This window comes from Exiguobacterium sp. s122 (genome assembly GCF_018618475.1).
In the GTDB taxonomy this organism is placed as follows: domain Bacteria; phylum Bacillota; class Bacilli; order Exiguobacteriales; family Exiguobacteriaceae; genus Exiguobacterium; species Exiguobacterium himgiriensis.
Map to the genome: position 1 here is coordinate 1080100 of NZ_JACSMD010000001.1, position 12859 is coordinate 1092958.

Consider the following 12859-nt stretch of genomic DNA (forward strand, 5'->3'; position numbering starts at 1 on the left):
TGCTTTGAATAGTGAACTATTGTAAAGAGGGGGCGCCTTATGGAAACGCGAATCGACCGAATTAAACAGCAGTTGAGCGCCAAAGGATATAAATTGACTCCACAACGAGAATCAACAGTCCGCATCTTACTTGAGAATGAGGCGGACCATCTCAGTGCGGAGAACGTCTTCATGCTCGTCAAAGCAATCGCACCTGAGATTGGGCTCGCGACGGTTTATCGAACGCTTGAATTATTAACTGAACTCGGTGTCGTCGATAAGGTCAACTTCGGAGACGGCGTAGCCCGCTTCGACTTGAGACCAGAAGGAGCGAACCATTCCCACCACCATCTCGTCTGTGTCGAATGTGGATCAGTCGAAGAAATCATGGAAGATTTGCTCGTCGAAGTCGAGAAAAAAGTGGAACGCAAATACGAATTTTTAATTAAAGACCATCGCCTGACGTTTCATGGAATCTGTAAAGTGTGCCAAGCGAAAGGTGTCACGCTTGAAGGTCATAAGGCCGTCATTAACGGATGAATCGAAAACCCGTACGCTCCGAGTTGAAGCGTACGGGTTTTGTTGTTAAGACAGATATCGGGCTAGGTGAAGCGCGATGCCTTCTTCATTGTTCGAGCGGGTCACGTCGGTCGCGATCGCTTTGATCGCATCGACCGCATTGTCCATCGCTACACTGATCCCTGCATATTCGAGCATGGAACGGTCGTTATGACCGTCTCCGAAGGCAATCGTCTGGTCACGTGCGATGCCGAGACGTCGGAGCACATGGTCGAGGGCACGTGCTTTATCGATCCCGTAATCTGTGAACTCATAATACATCGTCGCCGTGAACATTCCGGTCACTTGTTCATTGAACGGACGCGACATCTCGTCCGCGTTCGCCTGCAAGTAGTCCGGTTGGCCGGCGACGAGGATTTTATAGACGGGGAAGGTAATTGCATCTGCGAGACGCGGTTCTTCTCGGAGTTGGAACCGTCCGCCGCGCGATTCATATTCGATGATGTTGAACGGTTTCCCGTTCAGTTCAAGCATGCCGGTAAACACATCGTTTACGTACATGTACGTCTCATCGTTAATCATCGGGATGACGTCAAAGTCGCTCAAATGGTCGAGGATGGTGCGCGCAACTTCTCGGTCGATTGCTTGTTCAAACAACGTCTCGCCGGTCGTCGCATCCGTCACGCACGCCCCGTTCGACGACACGATCAATCCACCATATTGTCCGAGCTTCAATTCCTTCGCAAACGGTTCGATGCCTCGCTTCGGTCGACCGGAGGCGAGCACGACTTTTACACCGTTCGCTTGGAGAGACAGGAGCGTCTCTTTCGTCTTTGGGGAGATCATTTTTTGGTCGTTCAATAACGTGCCATCAAGGTCTAAAAGAATCGCTTGAATCATTTGTCCATCTCCTTTTATATGGTGAGCTCGATGCGGTTGGATTCAGGATCGAGGATGACGCTTTCGTAATAGCCGTCCCCAGTCGTACGCGGACCGTCAAGTCGCTCATAACCGTCGTCGACGAGACGTCTCGTCATCACATCGACTGCTTCTTTGCTGTCAAGACGGATGGCGAGGTGGGCATAACCGAGCGTCTCTTGCCCCGGGTCTTGAATATCCGCCCGGCGCATAAGTTCAAGTCGACAGTCCGACTTCGGAAACGTCAAGAAATAAGAAGCAAACTGTTTTTGTTCATTCTTATAAAGGTCATTCGCCTTCGCCTCAAAATACGTTTCATAAAAACGACGCATGACGTCGAGGTCGTTCACCCAAATGGCGACATGGGCAATGTTCATACGCTCTCCTCCTGTCGGTTAGTTAAGATGTGGTTCAACCGCTCCGTGTTCAACAGCATGAATAGCATGATGAACAGGATAACGATCGGGAAGATGCCGAGTGACAACTTCGTGGCGAACAGACCGAACAAAGGCGGCAAGAACGTGCTCCCGATATAGGCGAACGCCATTTGATAGCCCATCAAGTGTTTCGCGCGCTGTTTGCCGAATCGAACGGGCGTCTCATGCAACATACTCGGATAAATCGGCGCCAGGCCGAGACCAACGAGAATGAGACCGACAATCATCGCGCCGTTGAGCGGAAGTATGAATACAAGACTTCCTAATAAGGCCAGTCCTTGTCCGAGACGAATCATCTGACGATTCGAAATTCGGAACGACAAGAATCCGCTCAACAATCGACCGACTGTGATGCTGCCATAGTAAATCGACACCCACGTCGCGGCCGTTGCAATCGAGAACGCCTTCATTTGGACGAGGTAACTGCTAGCCCACAATCCGACGAGCGCCTCGACGCCGCAATATAAAAGAAACGTGATGAGCGCATATGGCAATCCGCGCGGGAGCTTCCGGTCGAGTTCGGTCACGGCCGTCTCTTCTTGTTCGTACGTCGTATCGCGTTTTGGCTCCTGTTTCCATAACGGGAAGGAGAGGAGCAGTAAGACGGCAAGACCGAATTGAATGTAAGCGACGACGAGATAGCCGTCGCGCCAACCATTCTCATTCAATATGGAAGCCATAATGAGCGGGCCACCGGTCGCCCCGACTCCCCAAAAACAGTGGAGCCAATTCATATGATGTGCCGCGTAATGCTCGGCCACGTAATGATTCAACGCGGCGTCGACGGCACCGGCACCGAGTCCGAGCGGAATCGAGAGCACGAATAACCAGGGGAGCGACGGGGCGGCATAGAAACCGAAAAGGCATAGGGCCGTCACGAGACCCGAAGCGAACGTCACTTGTTTCGTATCAAACCGCTCGAGCAATTTTCCGCTAAATAAACTCGATACAATCGTTCCTGCCGCGATGGTCATAAAAATCCATCCGGCCATCGCCAAAGGCGCATCAAATTCTAACCGCATCGAAGGCCAACCGACTCCAAGTAACGCATCAGGAAGGCCCAAACTAATAAAGGCGATATAAATCACCGTCAATAATAAAAAACCGCTCATGTTTCACCTCATTCAAATCGTTTCAAGTAACGTCTCGACACAAAAGCGGATGAGACCTTGAAAGTAATGTTCTTCCCATAAACCGCGTGTCAAGTCGGGTAAATGTGCCGCCGCGATATAGCGTTCGCTTCGACTACGAATCCAGCGAATCTCTTCTTCAGTCACATCGACATCCGAAAAGACGATCGTATGCGGATTGAGCGTCGCCGTGAACGTCGTGACGAGCCGGGCAAGCGCATCGTGTGCTTTCTCCGTCAGTGGCGTCCCTCGGTCGTGGTGACGAATACAATCAAAAAACGTCTGATGCTCATAAAACGGTAAAAATGAAATCTCCCCCGTGAAATGGGTCTTTCCACGAAGTAAACGACCGTTAATGAGAATACCCGACCCTGGCCCGTTCTTCCCTAAATAAACGTAAACGATCGTTTCATCCGCATATGTCGGGACAGACTGACTGTAGCCGTATACAGCGGCATTCATATCGTTCTCGACAACGACGGGCACACGGAACGTCGACTCAAGCAAAGGAGCGAGCGCGACGTCAGAAAGGGTCGGATAATCCGGTGCATAAATGATTTCACCGTCTGCGACGGCGGCAGCAACCCCAATTGTGATAGCTTGAAACGAATGAACCGCGAACTGACTGGTCAACAGGTCGAACAGTGTCTGTAAATGATCTCCGCTTTGAATCGCGACACGGCCTTCATTTAGCGTTGTACCGATTGCGTCAATGTGGCGATAGACAATGACGTCTTGCTCGATATAGGCACATAGCCCGTTCGCAACAGACGGATTGAAGACGTAGCGCGTGGCGGGTCTCCCTCCTGTTGACGGGGTAAGCCCTTGTTCGTTGACTTCTCCAGCCGTGCACATCCGTTCCAAATGTTTTTTTACCGTCGGAAAACTATGGCCGGTCACTTCGCTAATATCCGCGACTGTCTGGCGGTCATGAAAGACGAGTTGGCGTCGAATCGCAATCGACAACGACGTCGCATTTGGTTTCATCTTTGTCGTCCCTCCTAACTTTTTAAACATTTTTAATAAGTCATCGTCAGTGTAGCAAATTATTTTATTTCCAGCAAATTAAGTTTCAAAACGATCGCAAGATTCTGTACAAAAAACGGTCACAAAAAAGCTATAAAAAAATGAGGTCAGACGTCTTCACAACGGTTTACATAAGTGATATGATGTAAGCGTATTCAGGTGTAAACGAGAAAGGAGGGGGATGTCATGCGTTCGCAAGTCGAGTCTTTTCTGCAGTATATGACCGTTGAGAAACGGATGTCTTCGAACACGAGGCAAGCCTATGCGAGCGATTTGACGCAATACTTATCGACATTGACACAGCTCGATGTCACCAATTGGAACGACGTGTCACGCGCCCATATTGTCAAACATATGGAAGAGTTATCTCAAGCGGGACGGGCGGCTTCGTCGCTTCGGCGCGCCGTCAGCTCGATTCGCACGTTCCATCACTACTTGAAGATGACGAATGAAACGTCGACAGACCCGTCACTCTACCTTGAGTCGCCGAAAGCAGAGCGGCAATTGCCGGACACGTGGTCGCAAGAGGAAGTCGAGCGGCTGCTCGATAGCGTCCCGACGTCCGATCCGCTCGCGCTTCGTGACCGGGCCATGCTCGAACTGTTGTATGGGACCGGGATGCGGGTCAGCGAACTTCTTGGTCTTGATTTGGATGATTTACAGTTCGAATTGGGGTATTTACAGTGTGAAGGCAAAGGGGAGAGCGCTCGAATCATCCCGGTTTCTTCTGTCGCCCAAGGATTCGTCGAACGGTATATCCAACAAGCCCGTAACGGGATTGGCGGTCGGGAGACAGAAGCGCTGTTTTTAAATGGACGGGGCGGTCGTCTCAGCCGTCAAGGATTTTGGAAGATGATTAAGCGACGCGCGAAAGAGGCCGGCATTCAAAAAGAAATTACGCCGCACGTGCTAAGACATTCGTTCGCCACGCACCTTCTTGAGAACGGTGCCGATTTGCGCGCCATTCAACAGATGCTCGGTCATGCAGACCTCTCCACGACCCAAGTTTACACCCATGTCAATAAGTCCCGGCTCCACGATGTGTATCGGAAACATCATCCCCGGGCGTAACACCTTTTAAAGGAGGAACTTTTTGTGAAGAAATTTAAACGTATTTTCCTAGTCGTCATGGACTCGGTCGGGATCGGCGAAGCGCCGGATGCCGAACAGTTCGGGGACGCAGGCTCAGACACGCTCGGTCATATCGCCCGTGAGCAAGGTGGATTGGCGATGCCGCACATGGGCCGTCTCGGTCTAGCGAACATCAAACCGATTGAAGGAATCGAGGCGTCAGACGCACCGAGCGCTTACGGACGGATGCAAGAAATCTCGGCTGGGAAAGATACGATGACCGGACACTGGGAAATCATGGGACTTCATATCGAGACACCGTTCCGTGTATTCGAGGAGTTCCCTGACGACTTGATCAATCGATTGAAAGAGTTCAGCGGGCGTGACATCATCGGCAACAAACCGGCTTCAGGGACCGAGATTTTGGATGAGCTCGGTGAAGAACACGTCAACACTGGCGCGCTCATCGTTTATACATCAGCCGATTCGGTACTCCAAATCGCAGCACATGAAGAAGTCGTTCCGCTCGACGAGTTGTATCGCATCTGTGAGTACGCGCGTGAAATCACACGCGAAGATCCGTATATGCTTGGCCGTATCATCGCGCGTCCGTTCCTCGGCACGCCGGGGGCATGGGTCCGCACTTCGAACCGTCACGACTATGCGCTCAAGCCGTTCGGAAAGACAGTCATGAACACGCTTCAAGCAGCCGGGAAAGATGTGATCGCACTTGGGAAGATAAGTGATATCTATGATGGCGAAGGGGTGACGAAAGCCGTTCGCACGAAGTCGAACATGGACGGCATGGATAAGCTCGTCGAATCGCTCGATGAAACGTTCGAAGGACTTTGCTTCTTGAATCTCGTCGACTTTGACGCGCTCTTCGGTCATCGCCGTGACCCGGCAGGTTATGCGCAAGCGCTCGAAGAATACGATGCGCGTCTACCGGAAGTGTTTGCCAAGTTACGTGAAGACGACCTTTTAATCATCACGGCAGACCACGGGAACGACCCGACGCATCCGGGGACGGATCATACACGTGAATACGTCCCGCTCATCGTGCATCACCACGGAGCGACAGCAATCGACCTCGGCATTCGAGGCACGTTCGCGGATATCGGCGCAACGGTCGCGGATAACTTTGACGTCGACGCACCAGCAATCGGAAAAAGTTTCTTAAACGAAATTTGAGGAGGCCACTTACATGGTAAATTGGAACGAGACAAAAGCATTTTTACAGGAACGCATGAACGGCACACCGGAAATCGGATTAATTTTAGGGTCAGGACTCGGCGTTCTCGCCGACGAGATTGAAAACCCTGTCGCGATCCCTTACGAAGACATCCCACACTTCCCGGTATCGACGGTCGAAGGCCATGCTGGCCAACTCGTATTCGGAGACCTTGAAGGTAAACGCGTCGTCGCGATGCAAGGCCGTTTCCATTTCTACGAAGGGTATTCGATGGAGCAAGTGACGTTCCCGGTACGTGTCCTCAAATTGATTGGTGTCGAGACGCTCATCGTCACGAATGCTGCCGGTGCATGTAACGAGAACTTCAACCCGGGCGACTTGATGATCATCACGGATCATATCAACTTCTTCGGGACGAGCCCACTCATCGGGAAAAACGCGAGCGAATTCGGTACACGTTTCCCTGACATGTCAGAAGCGTACGACAAACAGCTCGTGAAATTGACAGAACAAGTCGCTTCAGACCTCGGTCTTAACGTCCAAAAAGGTGTGTACTTCGGGAACACTGGCCCGACGTACGAGACTCCTGCGGAAGTGAAGATGGCCCGTCTTCTCGGTGGAGATGTTGTTGGGATGTCGACTGTGCCAGAAGTCATCGTCGCTCGCCACTCGGACATGCGTGTCCTCGGCATCTCTTGCGTCTCCAACATGGCGGCCGGCATCTTGGATCAGCCGCTCAATCACGAGGAAGTCATCGAGACGACAGAACGCGTGCGTCAAGACTTCTTGTCACTCGTGCGCGGCACGATTAAAAGCATCTAATTCAATCCAACTTACATCCAACTAGGAGGAAGAAACTTATGCGTATGGTCGACTTGATTTTGAAAAAACGGAACGGTGGAGAATTGAACGAAGAAGAGATTCGTTTTGTCGTCGAAGGATTCACGAACGAATCGATCCCGGACTATCAAATGTCTGCCCTCTCAATGGCGATTTACTTCAACGGGATGACAGAGAAAGAGACAGCTGCCCTCACGATGGAGATGGTGAAGTCAGGTGACGTCATCGACCTGTCGAACATCGAAGGTAAAAAAGTGGATAAACACTCAACAGGTGGCGTCGGCGATAAGATCAGCCTCATCGTCGCTCCACTCGTCGCGTCAATCGGAATTCCGGTCGCGAAGATGAGCGGCCGCGGCCTTGGCCACACGGGCGGCACGATCGACAAGTTGGAGTCGTTCCCAGGCTTTAACGTCGAGTTGACAGAAGAACAGTTCACGAAACAAGTGAACGACATCAAAATGTCGATTATCGGTCAGACGGGGAACTTGACGCCGGCAGACAAGCGCCTTTATGCGCTCCGTGACGTCACGGCGACAGTCGAATCGATTCCGCTCATCGCGAGCTCGATCATGTCGAAGAAGATTGCGGCGGGTGCTGACAGTATCGTTCTCGACGTGAAGACGGGTTCAGGTGCGTTCATGAAGTCGTTTGACGACGCAAAAGCGCTCGCAGAAGAGATGGTCGCCATCGGGAAGAACGTCGGCCGGAAGACGGTCGCTGTCATCACCGATATGGACCAACCACTCGGTTTTGAGGTCGGGAACGCGAACGAAGTGAAGGAAGCGATTGAAGTGTTGTCCGGTAAAGACGTTGAGGATTTGAAGACGATCGCGTTGACGATTGCCGGTCACATGGCCGTTCTTGGCGGCTTTTATCCGACGTTCGATGAGGCGTACGTCGACCTCGACAAACGGATTGCGGATGGTCACGCTCTCGAGGTATTCCGTCAGTTCGTCGAAGCACAAGGCGGAGACGCTTCGCTCGTCGACGATGTGACGAAATTGCCGCAAGCGAAGTTCGAGACGACGTTCGTCGCGAAGCGAGCAGGTTATGTCGAATCGATTATTGCCGATGAAGTCGGTGTCGCTGCAATGCTCCTCGGTGCGGGTCGTGCGACGAAAGACGATACGATCGACTTTGCGGCCGGCATTACGCTCGAGAAGAAAGTCGGTGACCGTGTCGAGGAAGGCGACGTCATCGCTGTCTTGCGCGCGAATATCGAAGACATGTCTTCGGCGCTCGAACGGATGGATCACGCTTACACGATCGGTGAGGCGAAGCCTGAGGCGCGTCCACTCATTCACGCGGTCATTCAGTAAGTCAGAACGCCTGTTTCCACAAAATAGTGGAGACAGGCGTCTTTTTTTGATAGAATGGGCAATGTGAGTGAAGATAACTATATGAACATAAAGGGGTTTTTGTACATGAAAAAAGGATCAATGAAACTTGAAAACGGTGAAATGATCGAGTTCGACTTGTTCCACGACGCAGCACCAATCACGGTTGAAAACTTCGAAAAACTTGCCAACAGTGGCTTTTACAATGGCTTGACGTTCCACCGTGTCATCCCGGGCTTCGTGAGCCAAGGCGGATGCCCACAAGGGACAGGTATGGGTGGCGCAGGCTACACGATTCCTTGCGAGACGTCGACGTCATTCCCGTACAAGCACGAGGCGGGTTCACTCTCGATGGCACACGCTGGGCGCAACACAGGTTCGTCACAGTTCTTTATCGTTCATGAGCCACAACCGCATTTGGACGGTGTGCACACGGTATTCGGGAAAGTCACGTCTGGCCTTGAGCATGCCGTCAAGCTCCGTCAAGGTACGAAGATGGCGGAAGTCAAGGTGTGGGACGAAAATTGATTTTTGCATGACCGTTATGGCACAATGAACCATGTCTCTCACGTGTTCACTTCGTGAAACTTGAATGACTAAAGGTGGTGAAACCAGCAATGCTGGTGAAATATAAACAATCGTACGAAAAGACAGCGATGGGCCTCTTGGCGTTCTCATGTAACGACAAATCTCCGCTCGCGCTGTTAGAGCTCGTCCGATCTTACGAAGAAGACCCTGCTCGTTTCTTATATCTATGGAAAGTCGGGGAAGACTTTGTCGGGATTATCGGGATGGAACAACAAGATACGACGATGCACATTTTGCATATCGCCTTGTCGCCATCGTTCCGGGGCGAGAAACGTTCTTATGAACTGCTCGACGAGACACGCAATTTATTGCCGCTTGACTTGACGCTAACGGGTCAAGGCAAGACAGGCGAACTGCTTGATAAATGGAATCAAGTGGCCATATAAAAAAGCTAGGCAACTTCCCTAGCTCATCGACTGCAGACCATGTTGTCTGCAGTTTTTTATGTCGTTTTTTTCGCCTTGTTACGTGCTTTGAGCGCCCGTAGTCGTTCTGCGACGACCGGGTTCCGATCACGATACATGTGTTTATGCACAAGTTCCTCAAACGAGAGGGTGGTTGGCTCGAACGCTTGTTTCAATCGTTCTGTACGTGCCCGGGTCGGTTCATCGAGCGGGAGTACGGTCGACAAGGGCCATACGTTTAAATCACGCTTGAACTGTGAGACGTCGACGCCGAGTGATTGGAGTTCCTCTGAAGCGAAATCGAGCTTCCGCTTCAACGCGGCGATACTCTTTTTAGCACCGATCTCATTGCCACGTCGTGCATGGTAATGGGCGACCGCATATTGGATGAGCACCGCATAGCCAAGAGACGCTCGATTTTCAGCTTGCCATGCTTCCTCGAGCACTTCATGGCATTCAAAATAATCGGCATGGCATTCGAATAAGAGCGTATACTGGGTAAAAGGGGTAGTCAAATCAAATTTCTCCTTTCGTGGTCGCAGTCCTATAAAACATGTTATACTAAAGCGCAAAAATGTAAAATGGCAGGTGTCTCTATGGAAGCGTATAACGTCAAAATTGATACGTTCGAAGGGCCGCTCGACTTGTTGCTCCATTTGATTGGGAAGATGGAGCTTGACATCGTCGATATTTCTGTTGCGGAAGTTACGGACCAGTATGTCGCCTTCATCCGTACAATGCAAAAGTTTGAACTCGATATCGCGAGCGAATATTTGGTTATGGCGGCGACGCTCCTCCAATTGAAGAGCAAGCAACTGTTGCCTCCTGTGCCCGTCGAAGAAGACGACATCCCTGACTTTTCGGATGAACCGACACGTGAAGGGTTGATTCGTCAATTGATTGAATATAAAGCCTATAAGGAAGCGGTCGTCTTCATGCGTGAACAGGAAGAGCAACGGCTTGAACTGTATAGCCGCCCTGGTGATGATTTATCCCGCTATATGGCGGAGCATGTCCAACCGTACGACGGACCGCTCAATTTCTCGGATTTGCTGCATGCCTATTCAAAGATGGTGGAGCGAAAACGTTGGAAAGAGCGGCGTAAAAAGACGATTACCCGTGAGACGCGTTCCCTTGAAGAACAGATGACGCGTCTACATGATCACGTCGCCTCGAAGCAGAAGACGTCCTTTTTCGCTTTCTTCGAGGAAACGCCAGATGTGTCTGACCTTGTCGTCACGTTTATGGCGCTTCTCGAACTGATTAAGTTACGCGTCGTGACGACTGCACAAGTCGAACGAGATATCGAAATCTCGTTCATCGAAACGTCAAAGGAAAGGGATGAAGCCGTTGCTGTCTTATGAAACTATCATTGAAAGTTTATTGTTCGTCGTCGGCGATGAAGGGATGGAAGTCCGCGCGCTCGCAGATACACTTGATATCTCTGAAGCTGCCGCACGCGAACAGCTCACAAAACTCGAGATGTCGTTCAAAGACTCGGGCCGTCCGTTCCAATTGATTGAGTCGGCCGGTGTGTATAAACTCGTCACGATTCCGGACGTATCGCCATATATTCAACGATACGTCGGAACGATGGCGGAACAAGCGCTATCTCGAGCAGCGATGGAGACGCTCGTCATCATCGCGTATAAACAACCGGTGACGCGGGCAGACATCGAGGAAGTGCGCGGTGTGAAAGTAGAGCGCGTCATTCATACGTTGCTCTCAAAGGGGCTCATCGAATCAGCTGGACGGACGAAGACGCTCGGACGGGCGAAACTTTACCGCACGACCGAGCATTTTCTTGACCACTTCGGGTTTAACTCGCTCGACGAGTTGCCACCATTAACATTTGAAGACGAGCTCTCGGACGAAGGCGATTTGTTCTTCGCTGAGCCGGCCCGTCATTCGCAAGACAGATTGGAGAAGGATTAATTCATGGAACGTTTACAAAAAGTAATTGCCCAAGCAGGGATCGCTTCACGACGAAAAGCAGAAGAAATGATTTTAGACGGACGGGTGCGTGTCAACGGCAAAGTTGTCCGCGAACTCGGTACGAAAGTCGGGCCGAAATCAGAAGTGGAAGTCGATGGCGTCAAAATCGAACAAGAAGAGCATGTCTATTATGTGCTCTATAAACCGAGCGGCTACGTGTCGACGGTTGATGACGATAAAGGACGTAAAGTCGTGACAGACCTCGTGCCACCTGGCGCCCGTGTCTTTCCGGTCGGTCGTCTCGACTACAATACGACCGGTTTGATTCTGATGACAAACGACGGCGAATTCTCGAACTTGATGACGCATCCAAAGTTCAAAATTCCAAAGCGTTATGTCGCAAAAGTGAAAAATATCCCGTCATACATCGCCATCAAAGAGCTCGAGTCGGGCGTCAAGCTTGACGACGGCTTTAAAACGGGTGGTGCGAAAGTTCGGATGAAGTCAGTCGATCATAAGAAAAACACGGCAATCGTCGAACTCGTCATCTCGGAAGGGCATAATCGCCAAGTACGTCGCATGTTCGAAGCGGTCGGTTCTGAAGTGATTAAACTAAAACGGGAACAGTTCGGTTTCTTGACGCTTGATGGGTTGACGACGGGCGAATGGCGCGAACTCTCGCGCAAAGAAGTGTCTAAACTTCGTGAGCTTGCGAACCCGACCGTGCCGACTGAAAAACGAGGCAAGAAAAAAAAGAAATGACAATAAAAAAATCGTCCTTTGTAGGATGATTTTTTTGATTGTGGATATTGTGTGACAAAACAATGAAAAAAGTCTGTTAATGTGCGTTTTTATTGTTTTTTCAGTACAATAGCAACTGAAGGAAGGTGTGATCAATCATGAAGAAAGAGAAGACGGGTGACCGCATGCAACAAGCGATGGCCCACAAGAAGAAACGGTCGTTCTGGCGACTCATGGTCATGACCATGGTGCTGTTCGCAGGTGCGGTCGTCGTCATGCAACTGATTGAACAAGCTGGAAACGACGGGCGGGTGGAAGCCGGAGATGCTGCTCCAAATTTCAAACTCGTGAGCCTCGATGGGGCGACGATGCTCGAACGTGAAAACTATGAAGGCAAAGGATTATTGTTAAACTTCTGGGGCACGTTCTGTGAGCCGTGTAAGAAAGAGATGCCAGTCGTCCAAGAAAACTACGCGACGCTACAAGACATGGGCGTCGATTTTTGGGCGGTGAACGTCGGCGAAACGCCACTACGCGTCGACAATTTTGTAAACGGTCTCGGCGTTGAGCTCGACTATCCGATTTTGATGGACACGCGAAGTGAAGTTGAAAAGGCGTACGGGATTTATAACTTACCGGTCACGTTCGTCATCGACGAGGATGGGAACGTGATTGAGAAATACGAAGGTGAACTCACAAAAGAGAAATTGATGGAGTTGGCCGAGAAGTCATTGTAAGG

At 50.9% G+C, this 12859-nt stretch carries 16 protein-coding genes; 11 read left to right on the forward strand and 5 right to left on the reverse strand.

The features are described 5' to 3' along the window. Positions 1 to 39 precede the first annotated feature (39 nt). Complete coding sequence (gene fur / locus KNP92_RS05515) at positions 40 to 519, forward strand: ferric iron uptake transcriptional regulator (RefSeq protein WP_034805116.1); 480 nt, start codon at positions 40 to 42, stop codon at positions 517 to 519. A gap of 45 nt (positions 520 to 564) precedes the next feature. On the opposite strand, the gene KNP92_RS05520 is transcribed toward fur, so the two are convergent. Genes KNP92_RS05520 through KNP92_RS05535 form a run of 4 tightly spaced genes read right to left on the reverse strand, consistent with a single transcriptional unit; the run spans position 565 to position 3970 of the window. Next, positions 565 to 1398: a Cof-type HAD-IIB family hydrolase gene (locus KNP92_RS05520; RefSeq protein ID WP_214838378.1), complete on the reverse strand. Its 834-nt coding sequence runs from the start codon at positions 1396 to 1398 to the stop codon at positions 565 to 567. Between the two features lie 14 nt (positions 1399 to 1412). Beyond that, positions 1413 to 1793: a VOC family protein gene (locus tag KNP92_RS05525; protein ID WP_214838380.1), complete on the reverse strand. Its 381-nt coding sequence runs from the start codon at positions 1791 to 1793 to the stop codon at positions 1413 to 1415. Next, positions 1790 to 2965, reverse strand: coding sequence for an MFS transporter (locus KNP92_RS05530; RefSeq protein WP_214838383.1), 1176 nt, complete (start codon positions 2963 to 2965; stop codon positions 1790 to 1792). The genes KNP92_RS05525 and KNP92_RS05530 overlap by 4 nt, the downstream gene beginning before the upstream one ends. A 12-nt stretch (positions 2966 to 2977) precedes the next feature. Next, the gene (locus KNP92_RS05535) at positions 2978 to 3970 is read right to left on the reverse strand and encodes an ROK family transcriptional regulator (protein ID WP_214838385.1); all 993 of its coding nucleotides are present in this window, start codon (positions 3968 to 3970) and stop codon (positions 2978 to 2980) included. Positions 3971 to 4195: 225 nt separating this feature from the next. On the opposite strand from KNP92_RS05535, the gene xerD reads away from it, so the two are divergent. The 6 genes from xerD (at position 4196) to KNP92_RS05565 (ending at position 9426) form a co-directional block, all read left to right on the forward strand. Next, entirely contained in the window at positions 4196 to 5080 is an 885-nt protein-coding gene (gene xerD / locus KNP92_RS05540; protein ID WP_034805103.1) for a site-specific tyrosine recombinase XerD, read from the forward strand. A gap of 24 nt (positions 5081 to 5104) precedes the next feature. Beyond that, a complete protein-coding gene (deoB, locus tag KNP92_RS05545) occupies positions 5105 to 6271 on the forward strand; it encodes a phosphopentomutase (RefSeq protein ID WP_034805100.1) in 1167 nt (388 codons plus the stop codon). A 13-nt stretch (positions 6272 to 6284) separates the two neighbouring features. After that, positions 6285 to 7094, forward strand: coding sequence for a purine-nucleoside phosphorylase (locus tag KNP92_RS05550; protein WP_214838387.1), 810 nt, complete (start codon positions 6285 to 6287; stop codon positions 7092 to 7094). 38 nt (positions 7095 to 7132) lie between these two features. Then, a complete protein-coding gene (locus tag KNP92_RS05555; RefSeq protein ID WP_214838389.1) occupies positions 7133 to 8434 on the forward strand; it encodes a pyrimidine-nucleoside phosphorylase in 1302 nt (433 codons plus the stop codon). 105 nt (positions 8435 to 8539) lie between these two features. After that, the gene (locus KNP92_RS05560) at positions 8540 to 8980 is read left to right on the forward strand and encodes a peptidylprolyl isomerase (protein ID WP_034805093.1); all 441 of its coding nucleotides are present in this window, start codon (positions 8540 to 8542) and stop codon (positions 8978 to 8980) included. A gap of 89 nt (positions 8981 to 9069) precedes the next feature. Continuing rightward, positions 9070 to 9426: a GNAT family N-acetyltransferase gene (locus KNP92_RS05565; protein WP_214838391.1), complete on the forward strand. Its 357-nt coding sequence runs from the start codon at positions 9070 to 9072 to the stop codon at positions 9424 to 9426. A gap of 56 nt (positions 9427 to 9482) precedes the next feature. On the opposite strand, the gene KNP92_RS05570 is transcribed toward KNP92_RS05565, so the two are convergent. Then, positions 9483 to 9959 carry a DUF309 domain-containing protein gene (locus KNP92_RS05570; RefSeq protein WP_214838393.1) on the reverse strand — a complete coding sequence of 159 codons (477 nt, stop codon included), beginning with the start codon at positions 9957 to 9959 and terminating at the stop codon, positions 9483 to 9485. 81 nt (positions 9960 to 10040) lie between these two features. Between KNP92_RS05570 and KNP92_RS05575 the strand changes: the two genes are divergently transcribed. The 4 genes from KNP92_RS05575 (at position 10041) to KNP92_RS05590 (ending at position 12857) form a co-directional block, all read left to right on the forward strand. Further along, a complete protein-coding gene (locus tag KNP92_RS05575) occupies positions 10041 to 10808 on the forward strand; it encodes a segregation and condensation protein A (protein ID WP_214838401.1) in 768 nt (255 codons plus the stop codon). Continuing rightward, a complete protein-coding gene (gene scpB, locus KNP92_RS05580) occupies positions 10786 to 11379 on the forward strand; it encodes an SMC-Scp complex subunit ScpB (RefSeq protein ID WP_214838403.1) in 594 nt (197 codons plus the stop codon). The genes KNP92_RS05575 and scpB overlap by 23 nt, the downstream gene beginning before the upstream one ends. Before the next feature lie 3 nt (positions 11380 to 11382). Further along, positions 11383 to 12141: a pseudouridine synthase gene (locus KNP92_RS05585; protein WP_214838405.1), complete on the forward strand. Its 759-nt coding sequence runs from the start codon at positions 11383 to 11385 to the stop codon at positions 12139 to 12141. Between the two features lie 137 nt (positions 12142 to 12278). Continuing rightward, positions 12279 to 12857: a redoxin domain-containing protein gene (locus KNP92_RS05590; RefSeq protein ID WP_214838407.1), complete on the forward strand. Its 579-nt coding sequence runs from the start codon at positions 12279 to 12281 to the stop codon at positions 12855 to 12857. Positions 12858 to 12859 lie beyond the last annotated feature (2 nt).